Raw genomic sequence first — 26,812 nt, forward strand, 5'->3', positions numbered from 1 at the left:
TCGCTTTGGGTTACCTCGGCTTTCATAAGCCATTCTTAAAGCTTTTTTCGTTAGGTCACTGTCCGGTCGAGCTGATGTTGCCCAACCTACAACTTTGCGAGCGTAAAGGTCAATTACAACAGCCAGGTATAGCCAACGAGAACCGCACCAGACATAGGTAACATCACCACACCAAACTTGATCTGGTGCTTGTGTGCTAAATGCTCTTTTCAATAAATTAGGTATGCTTAAGTGCTCTTTTTCTGCCTTGGAATACTTATGCGTTGGCATTTGACGACTAACCAATCCCTCTTGTTTCATCAGCTTACTCACCAACCAGCGGCTCGCTTTGAAGCCTGACTTTGCGAGCAGTTGAACCAAGGTTCGTTGGCCTGCGGAGCCATGACTTAGCCCAAACCAACGTTTCATTTCGGCAATTAAACGTAGCCGCTCGGGCGCTATAGTATGTGGTGTTTCGCGCCAATATCGGTAACTACTGCGCTGTACTTTAAATACAGCACACAAACGCTTCACAGGCCAGCTCTCTTGAAGGGAGCGGATCAGCGCAAACCTTTGATGGAGTCCTGCATCAAGAGAGCTGAAGCCTTTTTTAGGATCTCATTGTCCTCTTCTAGGCGTTTGAGTTTACGCTCAAGTTCGCGGATTTTAAGTTGGTCAGGGGTCAGGGGAGTCGCACTAGTGAGGTTACCGTTACGCTCTTCTTTTAGCTGGCGTGCCCACTTATCGACAGTGGATTTACCTAATCCCATCGCCTCGGCAACGTCTCTAACAGAGCGTTGTTCATCGACGACTTGTTGAGCGACTTCGAGTCTAAATTCAGGAGAATAAGTTGGACGAGTTCTTTTTGTCATATTTGCACCTAATCAGTTATGGTGATTCTATCACCTCTAATCAGGTGGCCAAATTTATTGTGCCACTACAATCTTCAACTTTTGCTTCACAAATTTCCATTTACAAAAACCTATATTTATACATGTCACTCCCCACTAAAGGTGAAAACTCAATGAAATTCTATACTACTTTTAATTTATGCCATTTACACTAAGTATCGCAAATATTAGCTGCCATTACGGTTAACTTTACGACATTTAAAAGCGAAAATAAAAAAGACAGCCACAACAACAGAGTTATAAAATTAAACCAATAAAACATTTAACCTTCATAACAACCTCCATTTAAATCAATTTAAAAACTCATAAGTTAATTGTAAGTCAAAATTATTTTCGCAATGTAACATAAGGTAACAATGCTTATCCCTTGATTGTTTCCTACAAATTTAACAAGTACGCTTAGCTCGAAAATATTATTAAATGGGAAAGTTGATAGGTATAGAATATGAAAAGTTCTAGGCTGAACATCCATTGTCTATTCCTTAAGCACGACATTTGAGAATATTGAGTAAAAATGGATATTTCAAGGCTAAGTGATTTATACACGGTTACATTCATTTTTATACGAATATCCTTGATATCAAGCATCAAATTTTCACTATAAAAATTTTACGTCTAATCAACAATTGAGGTCATTACAAAAATGAAGTTGGACTATTTTGTTCTTGGTACTAATAACATGAAGCAGGCAATTGAATTCTACGATGCTTTGTTTGAAGGCTCAGATCTCACCCAAGTGTTCAAAACCGACAGAATGAACTATTGGCAATGTGAGAGTTTTACTTTTGCCGTAGCAATACCATTTGACGGTCTCCCAGCGACCAATGGAAACGGCACTATGCTTGGCATAAACGTTGGCTCTGAAGAAGAGGTTAATCGACTATACGAGCAGGCTATTAAACTGGGTGGTAGCTGTGAAGGTAAGCCGGGAATACGCGGCCCAAAATATTCAGCTTACATAAGAGATCTAGACAGAAACAAAGTTGTATTCTCCGCCTGAAAATAATGGTCATAGGTTCGTACTTTGCCAGCAGCTGTAGTGCTTTACAACACCTACCCTTTTTTAACGTATTTAATTAAATAAACATTTAAAAATTCACGCTCCTGATTGGGGTCACTGAGATAAATAAAGGAAAATGCATAGTGGTATTAACCCAAAAGTTTAAAATATTAAGTTTTCTATTTTTCGCAATTATATTTAGTGATTCAATGTATGCTAACACCAACAATGTAAATCTTTAATGGAAGATATTAAACATGAAACCTGTTAACTATTATGCTCCTAAATACTTAGATTAATAATGTTCTAATCATGTGAGAAACCCATTCAGAATGGCCTATAAGAATTCCCCTTATTACTATTGGGAATACTAGGAGAAGTAATGAAAAAGTGGGCTGCTTTTATGGCTGTTATTCAAGATAGTCAATGAATAATGTATACCATATTATCAATATAATTAAGGATTTAAGTCATGACAGGCAAACTTGAGGCTGGTATCAAAGAATTAGTTGAAGAATTTCAAGCGAGTGGGAAGCCTTGTTTATCAATGAAAACAGTATTAGAACGTCGCAACTCCTATGCTGCAAGTGCGGTTCTAGGAGGAGATAGTCCAAAATTAGCCAATGAATTCCTAGATATCCTTAATAAGGTTCAGATAAAAATTTATAAACCTACGAGTAAGGAAGATTTACCAATCACAATTTACTTCCATGGCGGCTGTTTTATAAGTGGGGGCTTCGAAACTCATCAAGCTCAGTTGAGACAAATTGCACAGCAGTCGAACTCTATAGTCATCTGTATAAAATACAGATTAGCACCTGAGTATACCTACCCTGCGGCACATGATGATGTATATCAAGCTGTACTAGGTATTAAGGAGCATGGCAGCAAGTATGGAGGCGATACAAAAAAGATAGTCTTTATGGGTGACAGTGCAGGGGGTCATTTAGCTTTAGCTACGGCGCTAAGACTCAGAAATCACTCACTTTGGCAGCCCAAAAAGCTGATCCTCATCTACCCCATGTTAGATCCGAAAGGCGGCTCGCAGAGTTATAAGAATTTCGGTTCAAACTACATTATTACCGCAAAAATGTTGCTCTCTGGTTTTGAGTTGTACACAAATGGTGATCCAAAAGTCATCGAAGAACCAGAGTTAAACCTATTGAGAAGTGATTTTAGCGGCCTACCTTCTACAACCATCGTTTCCGCTGAATTTGATCCGTTACGTGATGAAGGCGAACAGCTATATAAACTAATGCATTCGCAAGGTATTGACGTTCACATTGATCATTATTTGGGAGTCATCCATGGTTTCTTTCAGCTATCGAGCATATGTGATTCAGCACGGAAGTGCATTAATTCAATGTCAAAGCAGATAAAAAGCATATAAGCGTTCGGTAAACCCTTCTAACGCATAGCAAACTACCACGTTAGCAGTGGCTCTGTGTTTAATAGGATTAACTGAGTGCTTCGGAGCTAGTCATCGTCTATTCGAACACATTGAGTTTGTTGGCATTTGACATTTTAATGATGCTTTAGAGAACAGCGCAGGTACTTGCGCCCTTGGTAGTTTTGCTAAAAAATCAGTTTTCCTACCTATGGTGAACAGTTTAATCTGCGCTTTGCGCAATTTGTATCGTTCCTTAATAATCCGCCAAGAGTGTAACACTCCTTCTTTTCACATTGGATTAAGATATACAAAACAAAATAATAGAACCTCTAATAATCAAAAGTGCGTTTTTACGACTCGAAAAAGGTAAATTGACGGCACATTGATTACCATTCAAATGATATTTGTTCTGATGTATTTTTTTGCTCAGATAAGCCAATATGCACGCCAAGCAATCTAACCGATTTACCTTTCCCTCTGTGGTAAGCTTCACGAAGTAACTCTGATAAAACTTCAGGCTCTAATCGCTCTACGGTAAAATCTTTTGTCGTTTGATGAAAGTCAGAAAACTTAATTTTCACGCCAACTTTGCTTATTCCTCTGTCAATTAAGTATCTAGAGGATCTCCGCTTGAGTTCTGGAACTAGTTCATCAAACAACACTCTGTCTAATGACTCAATATCGCGATAGTCTTCAGGAAATGTCCTTTCTACTCCAACTGATTTTCTTGTCCTGCTTACTACAACGGGCCTATTGTCTATACCGCGACACCTCTCCCACAACAATCGGCCTAGTTTTCCATACTTAATTGACAAGTATTCAAGGCTGGATGCTTTAACGTCCTTGCCAAACTTTAAATTATCTTCTAGTAACTTTTCACTCGTTACTTTACCCACACTTGGGATCTTTTTCAGCTCCATTGTGTCGATAAATGAGTCGACGTCACTAGGGGGAATAACATAAATACCATTAGGTTTGTTTAAATCAGAAGCAACCTTAGCCAAGTATTTAATTGGCGCGACACCTGCTGAAGCTGTTAGGTTTAATTCTCGATGAATAGTGCGACAAATGTCCTGCGCTATTAAAGTTGCTGAACCACCAAATAATTTACAATCGCTAACATCCAAATAGGCTTCATCTAAACCCAGAGGCTCGATTAAATCTGTATAGCGCTCAAATATATCTCTAATTTGCTCACTAACCTGCTTATACACGTCCATTCTACCTGGTAAAAGAATAAGGTCAGGGCATTTTCTCAACGCTACACTTGTAGGCATTGCGCTTTTGACACCAAATTGTCTTGCCATATAGTTGCAAGTAGAAAGAACACCTCTAGAGCCCCTACTTCCGCCAACAGCAACTGGTTTACCCATAAGTTCTGGGTTGTCTCTGAGCTCAACAGAAACATAAAATGCGTCCATATCGACATGTACTATTTTTCGCATCACTCCACGTCCAAAAATTGAGATTTGCTTTATACAAGATGAAAAAACATAACCAAAAAGTTCTAGGACTCAGCACTTACAATAAATGCTAGCTGGCAACCCCCTAGAGTTTAGAAACAATCCATATCAATATGGATGAATTTACGCATTACAAAACAACTGTATTTATATACAGCTTTATTATGTTCATAATTTTACCGCTGTTGCAACTTTTACTCACACTTTTAATACACTAAACTAAATCGCGTCGTGGCATTTATTGCCAATTAAAACTTCAACAAGGATTTAACATGCAATTCAGTCGACTAGGTAGTAGCACACTCGATGTCTCACGAGTATGTTTAGGCAGTATGACTTGGGGGCTACAGAATAACCAGCATGATGCGGATGAACAAATAAACTATGCGCTCAGCCATGGCATCAACTTCATGGATACCGCTGAGCTATACGCCGTGCCCCCCTCAGAAGACACCTATGGCGAAACCGAAAAAATCATCGGCAACTGGTTAGCTCGCCATCAAGAAAAGCGGCAGCAGGTCGTGCTTGCGAGCAAAATAGCAGGTGGAGGATTGCGCTGGATCAGAGGTGGCGCACCAATCAGCGCCAAGACCATTATCGAAGCCGTTGATGCGTCACTGCAGCGCTTAAATACAGACTACATTGATTTGTATCAGCTTCATTGGCCAAACCGTAACTCTCCACATTTTGCCAACCATTGGCCGGGAATGGTGAAGTTTTCAGACGTTGACCGTGAGCAACAGCTCAGTGAGATGCTAGAAATCCTGCAAGCACTACAGACGTGTATTGACAACGGTAAGATTCGCCATTGGGGCTTATCTGACGACACAACTTGGGGCATTAACACTTATTTGCGATTAGCCTCTGAACATAACCTTGCCAAGCCCGTTGCCATTCAAAATGAGTTTAACTTATTACATACCAAAGATTGGCCATATCTTATTGAAAATTGCATTCATGAAGATGTTGCCTACTTACCTTGGTCGCCATTGGGGGCCGGTGCATTGACTGGTAAATACATCGATGGCGCAAGGCCCGAGGGGTCACGTTGGACATATGTGCAACGCAATGGCTTATTCAGAGACACGCCACACTCCAATCAAGCAGTTAAAGCATATGTACAATTGGCTCAGCAATTTGGCATCACACCTGCGCAAATGGCACTTGCTTGGGTGAATCAAGTGGATGGCGTAACCTCAACCATCATCGGTGCCACCAGCATGGCGCAACTAAAAGAAAACCTACAAGCCTTTGAGCTGACATTAGATGATGCCCAACAAGCGGCAATTGGCGAGTTATTACAGCGTTTTCCTTCGCCCTTCTAAATCAAGTAACTCAGCCCTCCTCGCCAGAGGTTGGCTGAGTTTTACTTAATGTCATTTAAGTTTTGTTAATTTAATTGGTCACGTATAATCAGACCTATTTGCAAAATATGATTAACCGTGACATGTATAGTCTTAATCCAACCCCTGTTATCCCATTGCCCGGCACTTGCTTTACCCGCCATACCACCAGAGCCATTGTGCTAGACGGCCAAAAAATTCTGTTACTATACACAGCAAGGTATGATGATTACTCACTACCTGGCGGTGGCGTCGATGAGCATGAGAGCATTGAGCAAGCACTATTTAGAGAGTTGCGCGAAGAAACGGGTGCCGAAAGCTTACTGAGTTACACTGAGTTTGGCCGCTATGAAGAATACCGCAGCTGGTATAAACACGATTATGATACGATTCATATCATCTCTGATTGCTATGTATGTGAGACATGCGGTCAATTTAGTCAGCCACAAATGGAAGACTATGAGCACGCTAATGGTATGAAGCCTGTTTGGGTGAATATCGACGAAGCCATCTCTCACAACCAGAAAACGCTTGCCAATAGTGAAAAACAAGGCCAATCTTTGGTGCGTGAGTTGTTTTTATTACAACAAATAAAAGATAGGCTGATGCAAAATTCTATGTGATGGTTTCCTACAGCTTGAGGCCCAAGGTGATTTTTGGTTACTGTAAAGCACTCGGCTAACTGATGCACTTGTGTGATCAGATTATCCACAAGCTATAAAATTATCGGAGGTGACATGACAATAAAGCTCTTTTTTTGCACTCTGATAATCTTATTTGTGCCCGTTGCTAGTCACGCCCAAACACTCACTTTTTATGCTGAAGACCTTCCGCCTTATCACTTTAAAAATGCCAGAGGTGAGGCATCAGGCGCTCTAATTGATTTAGCTCGCAGTGTGCTATCGCATGCGCAGCTTGAAGGCCAATTTGAAATTGTGCCTATGGCTCGAGCCTACAAAGAAATGCAAACTCAACCCAATGCCTTGATGTTATCTTTGCTGAAAACCCCTCAGCGCAGCGAACAGTTAGTGTGGATTGCACGAACCTACTTTGCTGATGCCTATTTGGTGAGCCTTGCTGACAGTCCCATAACTATTGATACCTTACAAAGCGCCAAACAATATCGCGTGAGCACTATCCGTGGCTACTCCAGTGAACGGTTTTTACGCGAGCAAGGGTTTAATGAAGAAGAAAACTTGGTATTAGTTAGTCACTATCATCAGCTTTGGCAGTTACTTTACAAACAGCGCACTGATTTGGTGCTAACCAATACGCTCACCTTAGAAAAAGAAATCGTCAGCACCGGCTTAGACCCTAGAGGTGTTGCTAAAAAACTACACCTAACTGATTTTCCATCCGAGCTTTGGCTAGCCGCTAACCCCAAATTGGACGCTGCGACCGTGCAAAAGTTGAGAGCCTCAGTTCAACACCTGAAACAAAGCGGTGGGTATCAGCAAATTCTTGCTCGCTGGAAGCTAGCAACGCCTCAATCTGACAAGTAATACTCAACGCTAGTTACCACGCGTACCGTTTTAATTTGCGGCGTATTACTATCTCTGTCACTAATGCTAAACTGCCCTTGGCGCGCCGACTTAATCTTACCAAGTTTAGAGTCGGAATCTTTCGCAAACTTAAGCGCCACTTCACGCGCTTTTTGAGTCGCCTCTTGTACCATGTGTGGTTTGATGTCATTCAATCCAGTAAACATATACTCTATACGATTTTGATAATCATCCTGAGTGATCGCAATACCTTGTTTGGCAAGCGTATTTAACTTGCCAAGTGCCTGTCTCACCTTATCAGGTTCATGACTAAAAACAGTGATGCCAGATTTGGCAATATAACGAAAGCCTCGTTCATTTTGCCCATATTCTTGCGCAAACTTATCTACGATTGAGGGCGTCGCTTGACTCATTTCTTGCTCATCAAAACCATGTAAAGTTAGAAATGCGCGAATTGCTGTATTTTTCTCTTCGACTCTGGCCACCAAAGCCTCTAAGTTGTTATCAGCATCTTTATAAAATACAGGCCAGATCACGGTATCCGCCATCACTTCCTGCTCGGCTAGGCCCTTAACTTGTACGGTACGCTCCATCGCTTTGATATCTTGTAAAGACCCAGTAATGAGCCAAGTACTCAATACAATGCCAATAGCCAAGACACCTGCAGCACCCAAGTGTTTGCTTAATGCTTCTTTCACGGTTTGTTACTCCAATAAATAGTTGTCAGATCAAAGTCAGGCAGAATATGTCTCGATCAATCGTCAAAAACTGATTACAGTGATAGCACAAATCATTGATTTCATCAGCCAAATTGCTAATTTTAAATTCGGGACCTGAACGACCCATGTACCGGTACGATTTGGCCTACACAAATGTCGGTAGACGAGATTTAACACAGGAAGGTAAATGAGCGTAAAACAAATAGGACAATTTTTTAATCCTCGCTCAGTGGCTGTGATTGGTGCTTCTAACACCAAAGGTCGCGCAGGCTACGTGGTGATGAGAAACCTGCTACAGGGCGGCTTTAATGGTCCCATCATGCCCGTTACGCCAAAACATAATGCCGTGCATGGTGTATTAGCTTATGCCAGCATTGCTACGTTACCACACCCCCCTGAACTTGCAGTCATATGCACCAACAAAAACACGTTAGAGCCGCTGATTGAACAACTTGGCAATATTGGCTGCTACAATGTAGTTATCATTGCAGCAGGTTTGAGTAACACGCAAAAAGTAGCCTTAAAAAACATCGCACATAAACATAATATTCAGTTGCTTGGTCCAAACTGTTTGGGGTTGCTTGTACCACATATTGGTCTTAATGCCAGCTTCTCACACACCGTTGCCGAGCCAGGTAAATTGGCGTTTGTTTCACAATCGGCAGCGGTTTGCTCAACGATTTTGGACTGGGCCCAGAGTAAGCGAATTGGCTTTTCCTATTTTGTATCAGTAGGTGATTGCCTTGGCATTGATTTTGACGAGTTACTTGATTTCCTTGGTCGTGACGCAAAAACCAAAGCCATTTTGTTGTACATAGACAATATTGATGATGTTAGGCGCTTCATTTCAGCCGCTAGAGCCGCAGCGTTTAGCAAGCCAGTCATTGTCATCAAAACAGGCAAAACTCACGCAGGAGCCGAGGCCGCATACATTCATACTGGTGGGAGAACCTCTGATGACTCAGTTTATGATGCGATGTTTCAACGTGCAGGTATGCTCAGAGTAAGTGACCTAAGAGAGCTGTTTGCTGCAACCCAAACACTTGCCTTACACCCTAAATTACTTCAGGTAGAGCAACTGACTATTTTAACCAATGGCGGTGGCCCTGGGATCATGGCGGTTGATACCCTACTACAACGCTCTGGTAAGTTAACGCAATTGGATGAGACGACTCGCGCAGCACTCAATGCCGTGATCCCACAATCGAATATGACCACAAACCCAATTGATTTGTTCGGTGACTCCTCGCCTATGCGCTACCAAAAAGCTTTGGAAATATTACTCAAAGCCCCTGAGGTAAAAAACTTACTGATCATTCACACCCCCTCAGCGCTAGCACCCAGCGAAGAGTACGCCAAAATCATTGCCAATACGTTGCAAACCATTCCTAAAATGGCCCGCCCGTTTGTGATGACTAACTTTATGGGTGAGCGTGCGGCCTATGCAGCGCGAGATATTTGCGCCAACCATGGTATTGCGACCTATCGCACACCCGAAGGCGCTGTGGGCGCTTTTATGCACCTGGTCAGTTATCGGCGCAATCAAAAACACCTAACACAAACGCCTGAATCTGGCAGTGGCAATAGCCAAATTAACAGTAAAGCGGCGAGAAAAACCATTCAAATGCTGCTCAAAGAAGGACATTCTCAGCTCTCAACGCATTTGGCAAGCCAAGTGCTGAACCAATACAACATTGAGTGTATCGATACACGCGTGGCGATGACGCCAACAGAAGCGAAAGAGCAAGCCATTGAGCTTGGTTTTCCCGTCGCGCTTAAGCTGCTCAGCCCTTCTATTGCGTCCAAGTCGGAGGTGGGCGCAGTCGTACTTAATTTAAACGATAGTCACGAAGTTGAGCAAAGTGCTTTTGCTATGCTGTTGAGGATCAAACAGACCTACCCCGATGCAATTATCGACGGTTTTTCTTTGCAAAAAATGGCGCCAAGAGCCGGTGCACAAGAGCTACGTATCGCCGTTAAAACCGAGCCAAACTTTGGCCCCGTTATCTTACTTGGTGAAGCCGGTACGGGTTTGGAGTTTTCGCAAGCAGCTGTGGCATTTCCCCCTCTGAATATGAATCTTGCCAAATATTTGATAGCAGCGGCTCATGACAAAGGCGTACTTAAGGAGCGAGCGCTTCCAGACAAGGTCGATAAGTATAGATTATGCGATTTACTTACGCGTATTTCACAGCTGATCATCGATCAGCCTGACATCGATAGTATTGAGTTAAACCCTATTTTGGCAAGCAATGGACAATTTTTAGTGCTGGATGCCAACGTCACGCTTGTTCCATACCAACCCAAGGTGGGTAAAAAACGGCTTGTAATAAGACCTTACCCAAAAGATCTGGTGAAAAATGTAACTTTGAAAAATGGTGAAACTGTCACCTTGAGGCCCATTAGACCAGAAGACGAACGCGCCCATCAGGAGTTTGATCAGTCGCTAACAAAAGAAGATAGATATCGACGCTTCTTTGGTGAACTTCCGCAATTTAATCATGAGCAACTGGCTAAAATGACTCAGATAGATTACGACCGAGAAATGGCATTTATCGTTACTCAGCCCTATAAAAGCAGCTATAGGACACTTGGCGTATCACGCATCCTGATAGAACCTGATAATAGCAGCGCGGAATTTGCCGTCGTTGTGCGCTCTCAGTCCAAAGGGCTGGGGTTGGGTCGTATTCTTATGAGCGCCATTATTGATTACGCTGCAAAACAAGGAATAAAAACACTCAATGGGATTACCCTACCAGAGAACAGCGGTATGATTGAGCTTTCGAGAAAACTCGGTTTCACCATCACCCGTGACTTTGAAGAAGGCACGGTCAACATGCAACTAGAACTAAATTAATTATGCTATCTACTTATCGTGAAAAAACGGCTGCACTATTGGAAGGCAGTGGCCACTACTACAAGGCTGGACGCTATCTGGACATCTTTTTAATTACCTTGATCATGGTTAACGTCATAGCCATTGTGCTTGAGTCAGTGCCCAGTTTAGCTAAGCAATATCAAGATTTTTTTCATGAGTTGGAGCTGGTCTCAGTGGCGATATTCTCCGTTGAATATTTGCTTCGCCTGTGGTGCAGTGTGGACAAAATAGAGTACAAAAACCTCTCGTGTAGTAATGTAAAAAAGCGTCTTAAATACCTCTTTTCTCCTCTGGCCATCATAGATTTACTCGCTATTTTACCCACTCTGCTGATGATGTTTATCACCTTTGACTTGCGCTTCCTCAGAGTGATTAGGTTACTTCGTATCTTTAAACTCACTCGTTACTCTCGAGCAATGCAGTTGTTACTTGCAGCGTTCAAAGAGGAAGGCAGTAGCTTGTTAGCCGCATTCTTTATTATGTCAGTGGTGTTGATCATGGCGTCATGTGGCATTTACTTGCTTGAACATGATATACAACCCGACAAATTTGGTTCAATTCCACAGTCTATGTGGTGGGCAATGGCCACCTTAACAACCGTCGGCTATGGTGATGTGGTGCCTGTAACCGCAGCAGGAAGATTTTTCGGGGGCGTGATCACTTTGCTCAGCATGGGTATGGTCGCAATCCCTACAGGTTTATTGGCCTCTAGTTTTGCCGACCAATTGAGAAAACGCCGAGACGCATTTAATGAGGCGGTGTTGCACAGTCTGATTGACGGTGAGATTGACCCCAGTGAAAAAGAGCATCTTGAAATGTTGCGTATAGAGCTGGGATTAAGCCATGCCGAAGCCAATCAGGCCATAAAAGTTATGACCTCTCAACGTGTACATGCTCTGTATTGCAAGCACTGCGGTAATAAACTGTGACGGTTAAGCAGCTATAACAGCTCGTTGGTGCAAGTGTGTCTGTACCTTGCAGCAACGAAGTTAAAATACGGGCTGCCAAGTTCTCTCTAGCAATGCAGCAACTTGTTCACCGGATTGAACATCGCAAAATAGCGGCCCTTGGAAATGGTCACACCCCAACATTCTCAAAAAACGCAATTGTTCCTTGGTTGATATACCGTCGGCGATACATTGCATTCCCAAACTGTGGGCCAGCGATAAACTGGCGTGAATAATCACTTCATGCTCGTTATCAATACCAATATCACTGACAAAACTATGATCGATTTTTAGCACATCTACTGGGAACTGCTTAAGGTAGGTTAATGACGCATAGCCCGTACCAAAGTCATCCATAAACAATCTACAGCCTAGTGCTTTAAGTTGGTGCATCACATCAATAACATGACTGATATCACTCATCATTACAGACTCTGTGATTTCAAATGCAATAAACCTTCCTTGCACATTGGTACGCCCAAGAATAACTTTGATCTGTTCAAGCAACTGAGTACTTTGAAAGTCCTGCGCCGACAAGTTGAGTGAGATATATAATTCTGAATTATGTATATGCCACTGCTTTAGCTCAAAAAGTGCACGCTCAAGGGTTTGTAGCATAATAAAGGTCGACAGACCCGTTTGTGCGACACTCGCTATCACACCTTCGCCTTCACAGCCCATAATTTTTGGCCAATCCACGGTGACTTCGAAGCCGTCGATGGTTTTGCTTGTACCATTAATTATCGGCTGATACAGATTAGAGAACTCACCATTGTCTAAAGCTTGGCGCAGGTCTTTCTCTAGCACGAATGTGCGCTGTACCTGTTGATTCATTTCCTGTTTAAAAAAGTACACACCTGCGCCATTTTGTTGTAACGCGTGGCTGAGCGCCAACTTGGCGTTTTGGCACAAGGCAAATGCTTCATTGCCATCTTCGGGCCCACAAGCCACCCCTATACATACATCCAGTGACAGCTCATATCCCGAGATATTAATCGGCTTTTCAAAACGCTGGATTAGATCACTTATACATCGTGTCGCTTCGGAAATTTCTCTGACTTGCTCTAGCAGAACATAAAACTCCTGACTCGCTTCAACACCTATGCTGTCTTGCTCTCTAAAGCATTGGCGCAACATGCTCACTAAATGACGCATAACATTGGCGTATTGCTCTGCAGGAAGTGATTCCTGATAACGCTTGAGACGTCTAAAACGCAATGCAAGTATGACTATAGGGCTTTGTTGTTGCATCTGTGACAAAGCGTGTTGCACCCTATCGATAAACAACACTTTATTTGGCAGCTGTGTGACCACATCATAGTTTGCCAACTGATACAGCTCTTGCTCTGTGCGCTTTTGTGACGAAATATCGGTCATCACGACAACATAGTTTGCAAGTTCACCATGAGCATCAGCTACAGCACTCACCTTTATCAGCACATAACATACCTCACCACCTGGCTGGGTCAGCTGCTCTTCTGAACTGTAGTGCTCGCCTGGTTTAAGCTGAATCATCGCGCGTAAGTAACGCATCCTCACCTGTCTACTCAAACCTAGGCTTAGTTTGGTACTTGAGTCAGGCTCTGCTTCAATATCAAACGCCTGTTGTAGCGCGGTATTACACGCTTGAATCCGTAAGTTTCTATCAAGAATGAATACCCAATCTCGTGTTTGTTCAAACGCGGCACCAAACAAGCGTGCCCGCTCTTCAAAAATTCTCTCTCTTGTTAAATTGGTATAGGTGCCGGTCACACGCTCTGGTACACCATCTTGCCAAGCCATCACCTTGCCGTAATCTTTGTACCACCGCCAGTGGCCTTGTTTATGTGCTAAGCGATAGGTGCAATTGAAAGTCCCTTTGTTGGTTGAAACAAATTCCAGCCATTCAATTCGAAACAGCGCTCTATCATTAGGGTGCACAATATTAAGGTACTCATCTAATGTTACGTTATCGTGTGGGTATTCAAGCTCCGTGGTCAACCTTGGTTGGTAAATTAAGTGGTTATCAAGTTGCCAATCCCACACACCGGAACCACTACTTTCCAACGCCAATTTAAGTCTCGCCTCACTGTTTTGAGTTTCTTTGTGAGCCGCGATGATCATCTGCTCGACTTTGTTCTTGCGATACATCCATAAACTAAAGGAACACAGAGCAAATAAAATGTAGGCAGCCAAAGCATATGGCGAGCGCCACATCGGATAACGCACTTTAATATTGAGCTTTGCAGGCTCAGTGTAGTCCCCCGTGTAAGGGTCTTTAGCCCATACTTTCAGCTGATAGTTGCCAGGGTTGAGCTTAGGAAATACAACACGATTATTGCTACGCGTCAGGGTCTTTTGACCACCTGATATCTGATATTCGTATACCACTCTATCTTGATAATTAAATACCATCGCAGAGAACGCAACTTCCAAACCTATGTCATCATGATTGAGCACCAATTCATCAATCGCTTTGAGACCATTTTGCTGTAACTTTCTCGACATCAGTTCCACAGAAGTGATATTCACCCGAGACAATAACGGCTTTTTTGGCCGCACAACAGCAGGGTCAAACCAAGTAAACCCTTTTAAAGAGCCGTAGACGATTCTGCCATCTTTGAGTTGCTCTGACGCATTCCAGTTAAACTCATTGGTATATAGCCCATCATCAGTTGCAAATTGTTGCATATGAAGGTTGTCAGGGTCCAAGCGCCATATGCCTTTGTGCGACGACATCCAAATAACACCCACGCTATCTTGGCGCATTTCATACATGGGGGTATCAAGCTTTAGCTTTCTTAAATCTATGGTGTGTGCAACTTCGTAATCGTCGAGCGTCAACCCGATTAAGCCCATATTGGACATAGCCAGCCACAAAATATTGTTCTTATCTATGGTGTAGGTGAGTAAGTTGTCAGGTGAGTGCTCATTGGCATTCGGTGTTGCGTAGATTTTTGATAATGCCTGAGTTTGTGGAACATATCGATACAATACACCGCCATAGAAAAATAACGGCTGATCCGGCTTATCCGACAATGGCATTCGAAATCCAAATGACAAGAACGGGTCTTTATCTTGCAAATCACCATGGAGTTTTGTAATCACTTTTTGCTCAATACTGTAATGGAAAAACCCCCTCTCAGGGTGGACCAAATACATATTGCCATCGGGCAGCAAAGTCACACCGAAAACATAGTCTTCCATTATGGTTTGGTGTTCGTTATTAATCACTTCTGGGCGACGGATTTCTTGACTTGTCGGATTGAAGATAAACAAGCCCCGATGTGTGATAAGCCAAAACTCGTCTTGATACAAATGAATTTGTAGCACAGAAAACTCAGGCATGACAGCTTCACCAAGGTAACCTTTAAGATAATTTTTGGTTTTACCTGTTTGTGGATCATACTCCGTCAAACCGTCATGTGTAGCAGCCCAGATGTTTCCGTTATACGCCTGTAGATCCCACACGTTGCTATGTGAAAACCCTTCGCCTTGAACGGTTAATGCATTGATATTGACAAATGCTTCGTTCTTTTTCGGCAAATACATTGCCCCGTCCATTTTGGTAGCGACCCATAGTGAACCTAGTTGGTCCTCAACAAAATCAATAATACTGGTATCAGTTAGGCTATAAGCACTTTGTGCAATGCGCTGATCACGACTTAGCTTTTTCGTATCCTTATCAAAAAACATTAACCCTTTGTCGGTGCCAAGCGTAATGGTGTCTGGCTTAACTGATATTTTCCAGATATTAAAGTCATTGAGCAGGGTTTCATATTGCCAACGGTTATCTTGATACTCGAACATATCGTCCAGTTGGCTGATATCCACCTGATATAGACCTTGTACAGCGCCTACTAACAAAGTTTCAGAATCAAGTAGAGCCAACGATTTAGTGTAAGTTTGGAACTCGTGCTGCGGCGAGGCTATATGCTCAATTGCCAGTAATTTTTGCTTGCTAATATGATATGCAAAGGCCCCTTTTGAACTGGCGATAAACAGGTAGTCTCCGACTGTCATTAAGTCACGAACAAAGCCACTTTCTTTGTCTATAGGCAGTTGAATTTGTACTGTGATCTCACCACTTTTTGCATTCAACACCGATACGTTATCACCACGAGCTAACCAAAGCTCATCTTCGCTTTTTGACAACATATCATTGACCCCAAACTGCACAAACTCTTGTTCATTTCTAGGGCCATTCATATATTTACGAAATGCATCTTTTTCTGGGTCGTAGGAATAAAGTCCTGAGGCTCTGGACGTGATCCAGATGATACCTTGCGGGTCTTGATAGATTCTATCTATGATGGCTTCGTCTAAAACTCCTGCTGGCCCTTTAACCTTGAGCACTTGATAACCATCATAACGATTTAATCCCCCTTCCGTTGACAACCACAAAAAGCCTTTATTATCAAACATCAATGTATTGACATAGCTTTGTGACAAGCCCTCAGCCGGTGATAAACGTTTCACTTGCGACGCTTGAGCTAAATTGGCAAAACAAAGCAAAACGACAGAGAAAATTACAATTAGGGGCTGAAAGAAGTTTGGCATAGGAGCGATAAGATTACATTATTAGGACAAACACATTGCCACAATATCACGCTTTTGCGCAACATAACTGTTAAAATACGGTTGCAATTTCAAGGGTAAATTACAGTTTGAAAACCCTAACCGCTGATAAAAATCACATAAATGACGATAGGCAAAGGTGTAGAGTGTATTACTTTGATACGCAATCACTTGCGTGAGTAAGGCGCGAGCCACCCCTTGATTGCGAAAGTCTTCGGCAACAAGCACCGAGGATAAAAACAACTCCCCCTCTTTATCTTGCACACGGCATGCCGCTATGATGTCGGGCGCTTTAACAACCCAATTCTGATCATGCTTGGTTGCTCTACCACGCCCCTTGTGCTGTTGATAAAACTTGTTAATCAAAGGTGTTGCAACTGGCTCAAGTAAAGAAATGTGCATATTAACCAGCAAGCATGATGCTCAAGTAATATTCAAACCGTTGTTTGAGTGTTGCTTGCTCCGATATTGGACGGCTATTGATTGCTTCATATACCGCTTCACGGGTGTTTTTACCACGCTTGATTTGGTATGCCCAAAACGAGGCTTCATAGTCCAGCTGGATTTGATATTTTTCTTGTCTAGGCAAATTGCAAAGGTTGTAGCTCATAACTATCACAATCAAAGTTTAAATTTAGGTGGAGTATATCATAGGTTTTCCCCGCTCATCTGCTTTGGGAAGCGATTAAAAATCTAAAGATTGTTGGTCATCTTGTGGCGGTTTTTGTGCATCCTGATGCTTTTTATTAGCAAGGTAGCGTTTGTAGCGTTGCTGGCACAGAGCAATCACCTTTCTTTTTTGCGCATCACTGAAATTATTCCAAGCAAACCGCTCCTCTCTACTGCGATAGCAACCTTTGCAGTAACCTCGGTTATTGACCTGACAGATCCCCTTACATGGGCTTGGGATCTCAAAAATTTCAATCTGTTCCATAATGTCCACATCTCTTAGCTACTTTAAGTATAACGCGATTTGATGGACAAATAACAAACAAAAAAACCACCGCATAAGCGAGTGGCTTTTATTTATTTCCTTTGTTCGAGCTATTTGGTTAAGGCACAAGCTTGCGCTTAAGTGGCTCCGCATACATTGCCAGCACTTGGGTTTTTAGCTCTTCAGGTACTAATTCGAGACGTTGCAAAAAGTCTTGCTGCTCTTTTGAGCTTACCTTTGTGTCTTCGCCTGCCGCGATATAATTGCTGGGATGAAGATAATAGTGCCCCAAAATTTGTTGATCAATACTGTGAGCTAGCTCATCGGGTGTTTCACAACCCGAGACGATAGGCTCACCAAAGGCAATATGAACATGGCCCTTATCCGAACGAATCCCCTCTAAAATACTTGCGATATCTTCACCTTGGGCTTTAACGTAAGCGCCAAACTCACGTTTGTGTACTAACTCTTTAGCTTTTGCAACAGCACAAGGCTCATACTGATAGGAGATAGACACCGGCACAATTTTTAAGGTGCGAACGTACTCATCAAACGGCAGCTTTAGCTTGCGCCCTTGCAACTGCAACATTTTAAGCAAGGCGGGATCGGTCTGATCAATACCATCTTTTGCTCGCCCTTCTTTTTGTGCAATCCAAATTGAGTGGCCCGACTGTAGAGAATCATAAATATAATTTGAAAGCTGACTAAGCGCCTTAAGCATTTCTTTTGGTGCTTTGGCCGAGCGCTTCACGATAAAGCTCTTATTTAAACGCATCAATTCGGTGATATACGGTACTTGCAACAGGTTATCACCAATAGCAATTCGCACCGTATTCATGTTGTGTTGATGTAATCCCCAGTTCATTAATGCGGGGTCTAACACGATGTCTCTGTGATTAGAAATAAACAGGTAGGCCGCGTTTCTATCTAGCTTGTCTAGACCTGAGTAAGTTACCTTCGTGGTTGTATTTTTTATTAATATCTCTAGGTAATAAGCCACTTCCTGCTGCACTTGCTCAACGCTGGTAAACTTACCCCACTTGCCGCGTAAGCGCGCGCGAACGAGTGGACGAGACAGGGTAGACCAATGACTTAACCAGCTAGGTAAATTGTACTTTGCAATGACATCAATAAAGTCATTATCTGCCAATAAACGCGCTAATGCAGCTGGTACTTCATCGTCGTTATAAGGTCTTATTTGTGCGTACGTATCCACTAAAAACTACTCATTTATTCAAGGATTAATCCGAAAAGCGCAGTATTTTATCGTGCTTAACTGCAGGAAGCTAAGATTATCAAGTCTGACCACCTTTGCAAATAGCTAAGCAATTATTTTCCAGCGACCTTTTGCCACACATCCAGACACACTAGACGTAGCATCAATGCGAGTAAAACGAGGCCAGTCAACAATGTAAACCACTGAGGCAATATTTCATGTTGCATTTGTACCATCGGTTCAACAGCAAACCCATAGCTTGCAACGAGGAAGTCTGTTAAAAAACCAAATATAATTGCCACGCCAATCACGCCACCTAAATAAGCAATCACCGCTCGTTTTCCTAACTCTTTCCCTACTACCCCTAAAGTTGCAATATTTGTGGCAGGCCCTGCCAGCATAAAGACCAAAACAGCCCCTGGAGAAACCCCAGCCATTAGTAAACCGGCAGCAATAGGCGTTGAAGCCGTTGCACAAATATACATAGGAATACTAATTAAGATCACCACCATCATGGCAATAATGCCACCGCCCCACTGACTCAAAAACGATTCTGGCACAAAGGTTTGCACCACAGCAGCAAAAAACAGTCCGATCATCAGCCACACCATAGTGTCTGACAACAACTTGTTGCTGCTAAATTTAATCGCTCGCCACATTTTACCTAAAAAGGATTCTTGTGGTGTATCTTGCGTGTCACAGCAGCTTTGTTTTGCGACAGTGGCTTTGGTATCACAGCAAGTGGCTGATTGAGGGGCTTGATGCTGCGTTGCGCAACAACTCGTTTGCGTACTTGCCTGCTCCTGTTCTGTGTTACAGCAACTTGACGCAGCAACCGCAGGTTCACTGTCACAACAGCCCTGTGTTGTAGGTTTATGTGTCGTCGGTGATTGCGATTTAGTATCCCTGCCAACCAACACACCCGCCACTATTGCACTACATACGGCAGCGATAGGTCGGATAATAGCCATAAAAGGCCCAAGTAAAACATACGATACAGAAATAGAATCCACACCGGTTTCAGGGGTCGAAACCAAAAATGCAGTTGTCGCACTTTTTGAGCCTCCCGCTCTGCGCAGTCCAATCGCAGCAGGGATAACACCACATGAACACAATGGCATGGGCGCACCAATTAAAGCCGCTTTGACTGTGGTCCATACACCTTCTTCGCCCAAGTGCCTTTGCAAAAAGTCTTTCGCGATAAATACATTGATCACGCCAGCTAGAAACAAGCCCAGTATTAACCACGGAGCAGACAGCAAAAATAATTGCCAAAAATTAGTTACAAGTTCCATCAACATCCTCCAACGCGGTTAAAATTGAGCAAAAATCTGCACTTTCTTGTCCACCACAACACCTTTTAGCCAACTTAGATAAAGACTGCTCGAAGCGCTGTAATTCTGCTATTCGAGTACGCACCAGCTCTAACTTCTGTAATGTAATCGCTTTTACTTCTTCACAACTATGTTGATTCTTATCGACTTTAATTTGCAGCAGCTCGAACGTCTCTTTTAAACTAAATCCCACCTCTTTGGCACGCAAAATAAATTGCATCTGCTTGAGCTGAGCCTCATTGTAAAGGCGATACCCAGAGTCACTACGCTCGCTTGGCGACAGTAATCCATGTTGCTCATAATAACGCAGCGTATCTGTAGATACACCTAACAATCTTGCCATTTCACCAATTTTCATTTGTGCCTCCCTATTTGTGTTACAGTATAAACCTTAGAGTAAACACCAAGGTCAAGCCTTTTTGAGAAAAGTTATGAACATAGTTATCCTTGATGCACAAACCCTCGCAAATACACCGTTAGAGCCGTTAGAGCGTTGCGGTGATCTAAAAATTTATGACAGCACAGAAAAACAGGACATAGTCGCACGCTGTCTTGATGCTGAAGTGGTAATTAGCAATAAAGTAGTATTGGATGCCGATGCTTTATCTCAGCTACCCAAACTCAAGCTCATTTGTGTTGCTGCCACAGGCACTAACAACATCAGTCTTGATGCCGCCAAGGCGCTAAACATTGCAGTGACAAATGTTGCTGGATATTCGACGCCCTGTGTCGTTCAACATACATTTACGCTGCTGGGCAACTTGATGGGTAACGTCCATCAATATATCCAAGATTGTCATCACGGGCTTTGGCAAAAAAGTGATATGTTTTGCCGGCTGGACCACCCAATCAGTGAAATTGCAGGTAAAAAGTTTACTATTATTGGGTACGGCGCATTGGGCCAGGCGGTAGCAAAAGTTGCCGAAGCCTTTGGGGCACAGGTGATTATCGCCGAACAACGTGACAGCCCAACCATCAGAGCAGGACGCGTGCCGTTTGAGCAAGCAATACAACAGGCTGATATCATCTCAATACACTGCCCCTTAACGAATCAAACCCGCAACTTATTTGATGAGCGAGAATTTGCCACACTCAAACCAAGCTGTGTATTAATCAACACTGCGCGAGGCGGCATAGTTAACGAAGCAGCACTGGTTAAGGCACTTAGTCACAATCAGCTCGCAGGTGCGGCCGTTGATGTACTGTCTCAAGAACCTGCACAAAGCGACAACCCACTGCTGATGTACCATGCGCGTAATTTAATTCTCACTCCACATATTGCATGGGCCAGCAAAGAGTCTATCGCACGACTTGTGCAAAATATTGCTGATAATATTCAAAGTTTTAACTGTGGTGAGCAACTCAATAGAGTAATCTAATTAACCAAATTATGATGAATTAAACCAAAGGGATTAGCCTTTTTGACACAGAATTTCTCAGGTCAATCCATAACACCTTAATATATAACAACTTTTAAAGTTGGCAATTAAATTGCTTAGATGCAGGTACGTCTTTTTAAGGATCAAATAAAAAATGAAAAAATTACTTTTAATCTCTGCACTGGCCACTCCCCTACTAACAGGCTGTATTGTAGCCGTATCAGATGGTGAAGTTGACCATAATTGGGCTGGGCACAGCAACTGGCAAAAAACACAAAAAAATAACCGTGAAAAAATCTCAGAGCTAAGTATTGGTGCCGACTACCAACATGTTTTAAATACCTTCAATACGCCTGACTTCACTGAATTAGTCAAAAAGGGCGATAGCGTGTATCAGGTGCTTTATTTTGCCACTAACAGTAGACATTCCGACGGAAAAGTGACCAAAGATGAATGTACTCCTTTGGTATTCAAAGATGCCAAGTTGATTGGTTTTGGTAGCGCGGCGATGTCAGAAATACTGTAAACCACGTTATGAGGTGAGCATGACTCACCTCATAAGCAACACCATACGCTCTTGATTGACGTGAGCTTGCATCAAAGCGTTATCAGCGTATTGCAAACATTTCGCCACCCCAAATGAAAACTCCTTCTCTACTAACACCATACCTGTGCTAATACTTACATGCGCGCAGATGGGGGAAGACTTATGAGGTAGTAGTAACTTATCTATTGCGTCATGCATCAGATGAGATAACGCTTCAACCTGCTCAATCGAGCACCCAGCCAATACAACTGCAAACCGCACCCCATCGAAGCGAGCAATAAACCCTTGCTGAGCATCAACCGTTTCTTTCAAAGAACGGGCAACTTTGATCAAACATTCATCCCCAGCACCGTAGCCATACACATCGTTGTAAGCCTTAAAGTAGTCTATATCAACTAATACAATTCCTAGCGTCTTACCCTGCGAATGGCAAGCCTGCCATTGTTGCGCTAGGTGCTTATCAAACAAACGACGATTTGGCAGCTCCGTCAGCCCATCTATTGATGCCAACTCCTCCAATAAATCGCTTTTTTGCTTTAACACTAAGTGTATTCTTACTCTGGCTCTGACAATTAAAGGACTAAAAGGCTTAGTAATATAATCCACGGCTCCCATCTGTAAACCTTTAACTTCATCACTATAACTATTACTTGAAGATACAATAATGACGGGGATTTTATAGGTATCCGTATGGTCTTTTAGCCTTTGAATAAATGGCACCCCTTGAGCATCAACCAAGGTAATATCCGTAATGATTAAATCGACTTTATGGGACGCAATAAAGCTAATTGCATCCTCGCAATTATCCTGCAAAGCCACGAGACAGTCTTCGCTTAGGGTATTTTCAAGTACAACCCGGTTTAGTGGGTCACTGTCAACAACCAGTACTTGTGCGTTGCTATGCATTTACTCCCCTTTATATCTCATTAATATAAACTGCCGTACCTGTTGTAAATGCACTTTTAAGGCGTCTTTAAAATCAAGGTGTTGTAATGTACCGGCTTCTTTAATATGCAGCTCAAGGGATTTTGCAGCCATAGATAAATTGGTAAAGCCAATCCCACCAGCGGCACCTTTGATATTATGCGCCAGCATCTGAAGCTGGTTATCATCATTGAGTGTGTCAATCCTTTGTAAATATTCTGTACACATAGTCGCAAATTTATCAAGCATTTTGTTCAATAATTCAGCATTTCCCATCATCTGCCGTAGCCCCATTTCTTGATCAAAGAACACCCCCTCACAGTTGAGATGTATTTGCAGGGTTTCAAGCAATTTCACCTGAGACAAAGGCTTTGTCAGATAGTCATTCATGCCAACCGACAGAGCATGATCTTTTTCTCCCAGCGATGAATTAGCCGTTAATGCAATGATGGGTTTGCCAAAATTACGTAGTTTAGTTCGTATCTCCTGTGTCGCTTGATATCCATCAATTTCTGGCATGTGAATATCCATTAAAATCAGGTCTGGTTGCAGACGTGTAACAACCTCCAGTAGACTCTCAGCTGAGGCCTGTGTTGCTACATTCACACTTAGCGTTTGCAGCATGTTTGCTGTGATACTGAGGTTGAGATGGTTATCATCCACCACTAAGCATAGGCTACCAGAGACCTTTTTATTGGGTAGCTGTGGATGCTTAGTCTCACTCCCGTGGGTGAATAAAAAGCAATATGCACTTTGCAGAAATATTGCTTCGCTCAGCGATGTTACTTGTGGACAAGGCTGTAACGGTACCACAGCTACCGACTCTGGAATAACGATATGTTTTAGCGACTTCAAAGCAGTATGTTTTGAATTAAGAATAGTGAGTGCGTCGTCACTTGCACTGATAATCAGGCAATCGAAATGTTGTTCTTCCAGTTTGGCAAACACCTCTTGCATTTCATGCACAACATCTATGTAAGGTTTATTCATATACTCAGTGACGCGGCGACTGCTACAAAGCCATAGGGTATGCATTACTCGATGAGGTACTTCATTACGTACTTTATCTAAGGTTAACGTAAAATAGAATTCACTACCTTGCTCAGGCTCACTAATTAACGCAATCTCTCCCCCAAGCTTCGACACTTCATGTTTTACAATTGCGAGACCTAATCCAATTCCCTCATGACGCCTAGCTGGTGACTCATCCCCCTGTGTAAACGCATCAAATAGTCGCTGTTGATCTTCTTGCTTGATGCCTACACCAGTGTCTTGAACACTAAAACGAATACTTTGCTCAGAGTTAGTGTCGCTCACTATCTTTAAGGACAATGTGATGGTGCCTGTGAGAGTATATTTGACGGCATTGTTCAACAAGTTAAGGAGCACTTGCTTTATCTTGTTTTCGTCATTTTTTAGAGTTGGCCATATGCGTTCATCGACCTTAAGCTCTAGCTGTAACTGTTTTTGCTCACTTAGCGGCAAAATTAAATCCTGACAATCTTTGATTAAGGTGGCGATGCAAAACGGTGCAAAAGATAGTTCCTGATGCTGCCCTTCCACTTTAGCAAAAGATAAAATACTGTTAAGCATACTAAGTAACTGCTCCGAAGCGTGCTGAACCTGACCGAGCAAATTACTTTGTCGCTCGCTGACTCCTTGTTTTTTGACGATATCAATAACGCCTTGAATAACATTCAAAGGAGTTCTGATCTCATGGCTGATATTGGCAATAAATCGGCTTTTCGCCAATGTTGCACGTTCAGCGTCTAACCTTGCCTGCGTCAAACTGGTGATATCTTGTAAATGTAAAACAAAATACTTTGGCTCTTTGTTTTTATCCCAGACCAAAGAAGCACTAAGTTGCAACCAGTAAAGTGGCTCCCCTTGCGATAGGCTCAGCTCAAGAACATTGTTATTGTCTTGTAATAACATGCTAAGAATGTGAGAAATCGCTAGGTAGTTATCGGAATTAAACAACGAAGACAGATGAACGTTTAGCTCGGGGTCTTCACAGCTAAGGTAACGTTTTGCTGCTTTGTTTATCACCAGTACGCTTTTATCCAGCGACACCAAAATCACGCCATTGGGGGCATATTCCATCGCTGATTTAAAATTCTCTTCCGATGTTTGTAGTGCTTTCATCGCTTGCTGTTGCTCAGTGACATCTCTGGCTACTCCCAAACTACCTAGCAACCCTCGATGTATATCCAACAGCGGACTCACCGTCAGCATATAACTTTTGTGATCCAGTACTATCGTTTGTGTGATAGAGCGCCTCTCGTCACGCATTTGCTGTTCAAGTGTCAGCAATTGTGGGTACTCATTCGTCACATCAGCAAGCTCTCGCCCAACCAGTTGCGATTTTTCTATTCCCAAAAACTGCTCAAAGGCTCGATTACAGCCAATGAAAGAGCCATCGATATTATTGAAGTAAATCAGATCAGGGACACTGTCTAAAACCGTATTTAACAGTGCCGCTTGTCGCTCTTTGGCTTCCAGTGATCGTGATAGGGCGCGCTGTTGTAGCTTCACTTGCTCATCAAGCATTTCGTTGTGCTCTTGCAGTTGCTCTAACAAGCTTTGCTTTTGCATCACTACTTGTTTGACCTTTGCAAACCACGGCTGCCAATCAACAGGCACTACGTAATCAAAGGTGTTCTGAGGCGCGTGGTCTTGATGCGTCAAATAGCTCACAAAATAGCTCACTGGGCGGATAAAAATTCGATTACTTAACCAGCTAAGTAATGTGTAAGTCGCGATCACAAAAAGCGATAAAAAGCTAAACTCCAGCAACACTTCGAATAACACAGGTTTGAGAAACTGGGCCTCGTCTTGCTCATAGACTAAATCAATTGGTGACTGAGAGCGTAAAGTGTATAACTGCACACCACCTTGCCACGGTTCAAATTGATTGACTTGATGCTTGGGTTTCAACTGGATCAGTTCATCACTGAGCAAGTTGCGCTTGTCTTTATTGATCAAGCTAATTTGTACATGGGCTGAGGTAATATCTGTTAGCCAAGTCGCAACATCTTCACTGTCGTACACAAGCACCACATATTCGCCACGCGCACTGCCACTTTGCTTGGCAATACTAAAATAATGCCTGCCCTTGATAGTAACGCGCCCGCTGGTACTAAAGTTGTATAAAGAAAAGTCTGGGGCCAGCGCCCCATCGAGCATGGCACTTAACAAGTGGCTGGTGCTAGTATCTTTTCTGCGTACAAACGCAAATTGCCCTTCTTTGACATAACCTATCGCATCAAGCGGCGGAACCAATGCCAATGCTGTGTTAAATGCTGGTCCTAACGCCAAAATCTGTTGCCAGTTTTGCGGTACTGTAACCGGCTGCTTGCCATTTTTGCGAGCGACTATCTCCCCTGCGTCATTGTCTAGTTTATGGTAATAGTTGTCACTCTTTTGGATAGCACGCAGAATTGTCTGATCATATTCATAGGCTAGGGGCTGATCTAGGCTAATAAAGATATTGTCTATCACATTGCTCGCTTCAGCGACTTTTTGTACCACCTGAGTATCTATGGCATCAAAGTAAGCTCTGTGCTCATTAAATGCTCGGTTAAGTTTGATGTGATATAAATGTAAGCATAAGAAGCTGGCCACAATAATGGAGATCAGTAGGCCAGTGAGCGCTGCCCTGCGATATTTTTTCAGTGGAATAAATTCTTGGTTATCGTCCATTGAACCGAGCGAGTAAATTATTATTAAGCTGGAACATTACCAGTAATGTGGTGTATGTCTATAAAAATAGGTCAATGCAGGTCACAA

General features: G+C 42.8%; 22 protein-coding genes. 9 read left to right on the forward strand and 13 right to left on the reverse strand.

Annotated elements, in window-relative coordinates:
• Positions 1–513 (reverse strand): IS3 family transposase (locus BET10_RS10860; RefSeq protein ID WP_139158734.1); only part of this gene is annotated, 513 nt, incomplete at its 3' end.
• A 26-nt stretch (positions 514–539) separates the two neighbouring features.
• On the reverse strand, positions 540–851 hold the full coding sequence (locus tag BET10_RS10865) for an IS3 family transposase (protein ID WP_070983092.1): 312 nt from the start codon (positions 849–851) through the stop codon (positions 540–542).
• 682 nt (positions 852–1,533) lie between these two features.
• On the opposite strand from BET10_RS10865, the gene BET10_RS10870 reads away from it, so the two are divergent.
• Together BET10_RS10870 and BET10_RS10875 are read left to right on the forward strand one after the other, a co-directional pair.
• The gene (locus BET10_RS10870; RefSeq protein WP_070985617.1) at positions 1,534–1,890 is read left to right on the forward strand and encodes a VOC family protein; all 357 of its coding nucleotides are present in this window, start codon (positions 1,534–1,536) and stop codon (positions 1,888–1,890) included.
• 472 nt (positions 1,891–2,362) lie between these two features.
• Positions 2,363–3,280, forward strand: coding sequence for an alpha/beta hydrolase (locus tag BET10_RS10875; protein ID WP_070985618.1), 918 nt, complete (start codon positions 2,363–2,365; stop codon positions 3,278–3,280).
• Positions 3,281–3,666: 386 nt separating this feature from the next.
• On the opposite strand, the gene dinB is transcribed toward BET10_RS10875, so the two are convergent.
• Positions 3,667–4,725 (reverse strand): DNA polymerase IV, encoded by a 1,059-nt coding sequence (dinB, locus tag BET10_RS10880; RefSeq protein ID WP_070985619.1) that lies wholly within the window; start codon positions 4,723–4,725, stop codon positions 3,667–3,669.
• A 290-nt stretch (positions 4,726–5,015) separates the two neighbouring features.
• Here dinB and BET10_RS10885 point away from each other — a divergent pair, with 290 nt between their 5' ends.
• The 3 genes from BET10_RS10885 (at position 5,016) to BET10_RS10895 (ending at position 7,588) form a co-directional block, all read left to right on the forward strand.
• Positions 5,016–6,068, forward strand: coding sequence for an aldo/keto reductase (locus BET10_RS10885; protein WP_070985620.1), 1,053 nt, complete (start codon positions 5,016–5,018; stop codon positions 6,066–6,068).
• 122 nt (positions 6,069–6,190) lie between these two features.
• Positions 6,191–6,709, forward strand: coding sequence for an NUDIX hydrolase (locus BET10_RS10890; RefSeq protein ID WP_070985843.1), 519 nt, complete (start codon positions 6,191–6,193; stop codon positions 6,707–6,709).
• A gap of 114 nt (positions 6,710–6,823) precedes the next feature.
• Positions 6,824–7,588 carry a substrate-binding periplasmic protein gene (locus tag BET10_RS10895; protein WP_070985621.1) on the forward strand — a complete coding sequence of 255 codons (765 nt, stop codon included), beginning with the start codon at positions 6,824–6,826 and terminating at the stop codon, positions 7,586–7,588.
• Here BET10_RS10895 and BET10_RS10900 read toward each other — a convergent pair.
• Complete coding sequence (locus tag BET10_RS10900; RefSeq protein ID WP_420820122.1) at positions 7,573–8,244, reverse strand: SIMPL domain-containing protein; 672 nt, start codon at positions 8,242–8,244, stop codon at positions 7,573–7,575. The two genes, BET10_RS10895 and BET10_RS10900, sit on opposite strands and share 16 nt — an antisense overlap.
• A 250-nt stretch (positions 8,245–8,494) precedes the next feature.
• On the opposite strand from BET10_RS10900, the gene BET10_RS10905 reads away from it, so the two are divergent.
• On the forward strand, positions 8,495–11,164 hold the full coding sequence (locus BET10_RS10905; protein ID WP_070985623.1) for a bifunctional acetate--CoA ligase family protein/GNAT family N-acetyltransferase: 2,670 nt from the start codon (positions 8,495–8,497) through the stop codon (positions 11,162–11,164).
• 2 nt (positions 11,165–11,166) lie between these two features.
• The gene (locus tag BET10_RS10910) at positions 11,167–12,114 is read left to right on the forward strand and encodes an ion transporter (protein ID WP_070985624.1); all 948 of its coding nucleotides are present in this window, start codon (positions 11,167–11,169) and stop codon (positions 12,112–12,114) included.
• Between the two features lie 60 nt (positions 12,115–12,174).
• On the opposite strand, the gene BET10_RS10915 is transcribed toward BET10_RS10910, so the two are convergent.
• The 7 genes from BET10_RS10915 to zntR all read right to left on the reverse strand — a co-directional run bounded on the left by BET10_RS10915 (position 12,175) and on the right by zntR (position 20,531).
• The gene (locus tag BET10_RS10915) at positions 12,175–16,590 is read right to left on the reverse strand and encodes an EAL domain-containing protein (protein WP_240503675.1); all 4,416 of its coding nucleotides are present in this window, start codon (positions 16,588–16,590) and stop codon (positions 12,175–12,177) included.
• A 102-nt stretch (positions 16,591–16,692) separates the two neighbouring features.
• Complete coding sequence (locus tag BET10_RS10920) at positions 16,693–17,091, reverse strand: GNAT family N-acetyltransferase (protein WP_070985625.1); 399 nt, start codon at positions 17,089–17,091, stop codon at positions 16,693–16,695.
• A gap of 1 nt (position 17,092) precedes the next feature.
• Entirely contained in the window at positions 17,093–17,299 is a 207-nt protein-coding gene (locus tag BET10_RS10925; RefSeq protein WP_070985626.1) for a DUF3283 family protein, read from the reverse strand.
• Positions 17,300–17,374: 75 nt separating this feature from the next.
• Positions 17,375–17,623 carry a DUF1289 domain-containing protein gene (locus BET10_RS10930; RefSeq protein ID WP_070985627.1) on the reverse strand — a complete coding sequence of 83 codons (249 nt, stop codon included), beginning with the start codon at positions 17,621–17,623 and terminating at the stop codon, positions 17,375–17,377.
• A gap of 118 nt (positions 17,624–17,741) precedes the next feature.
• Entirely contained in the window at positions 17,742–18,839 is a 1,098-nt protein-coding gene (locus tag BET10_RS10935; RefSeq protein WP_070985628.1) for a 1-acyl-sn-glycerol-3-phosphate acyltransferase, read from the reverse strand.
• Between the two features lie 113 nt (positions 18,840–18,952).
• Positions 18,953–20,134 (reverse strand): SO_0444 family Cu/Zn efflux transporter, encoded by a 1,182-nt coding sequence (locus tag BET10_RS10940; RefSeq protein ID WP_170829137.1) that lies wholly within the window; start codon positions 20,132–20,134, stop codon positions 18,953–18,955.
• Positions 20,118–20,531 (reverse strand): Zn(2+)-responsive transcriptional regulator, encoded by a 414-nt coding sequence (gene zntR, locus BET10_RS10945; RefSeq protein WP_070985629.1) that lies wholly within the window; start codon positions 20,529–20,531, stop codon positions 20,118–20,120. Before zntR ends, BET10_RS10940 begins: the two co-directional genes overlap by 17 nt.
• Before the next feature lie 73 nt (positions 20,532–20,604).
• On the opposite strand from zntR, the gene BET10_RS10950 reads away from it, so the two are divergent.
• On the forward strand, positions 20,605–21,552 hold the full coding sequence (locus tag BET10_RS10950; RefSeq protein WP_070985630.1) for a D-2-hydroxyacid dehydrogenase: 948 nt from the start codon (positions 20,605–20,607) through the stop codon (positions 21,550–21,552).
• A 154-nt stretch (positions 21,553–21,706) separates the two neighbouring features.
• A complete protein-coding gene (locus BET10_RS10955; protein ID WP_070985631.1) occupies positions 21,707–22,078 on the forward strand; it encodes a DUF3192 domain-containing protein in 372 nt (123 codons plus the stop codon).
• Positions 22,079–22,102: 24 nt separating this feature from the next.
• Here the strand turns inward: BET10_RS10955 and BET10_RS10960 are convergent, their stop codons facing one another.
• Positions 22,103–23,005 (reverse strand): GGDEF domain-containing response regulator, encoded by a 903-nt coding sequence (locus BET10_RS10960; protein ID WP_070985632.1) that lies wholly within the window; start codon positions 23,003–23,005, stop codon positions 22,103–22,105.
• On the reverse strand, positions 23,006–26,725 hold the full coding sequence (locus BET10_RS10965; protein ID WP_070985633.1) for a hybrid sensor histidine kinase/response regulator: 3,720 nt from the start codon (positions 26,723–26,725) through the stop codon (positions 23,006–23,008).
• Positions 26,726–26,812: the final 87 nt, after the last annotated feature.

Source organism: Pseudoalteromonas amylolytica (assembly GCF_001854605.1).
In the GTDB taxonomy this organism is placed as follows: domain Bacteria; phylum Pseudomonadota; class Gammaproteobacteria; order Enterobacterales; family Alteromonadaceae; genus Pseudoalteromonas; species Pseudoalteromonas amylolytica.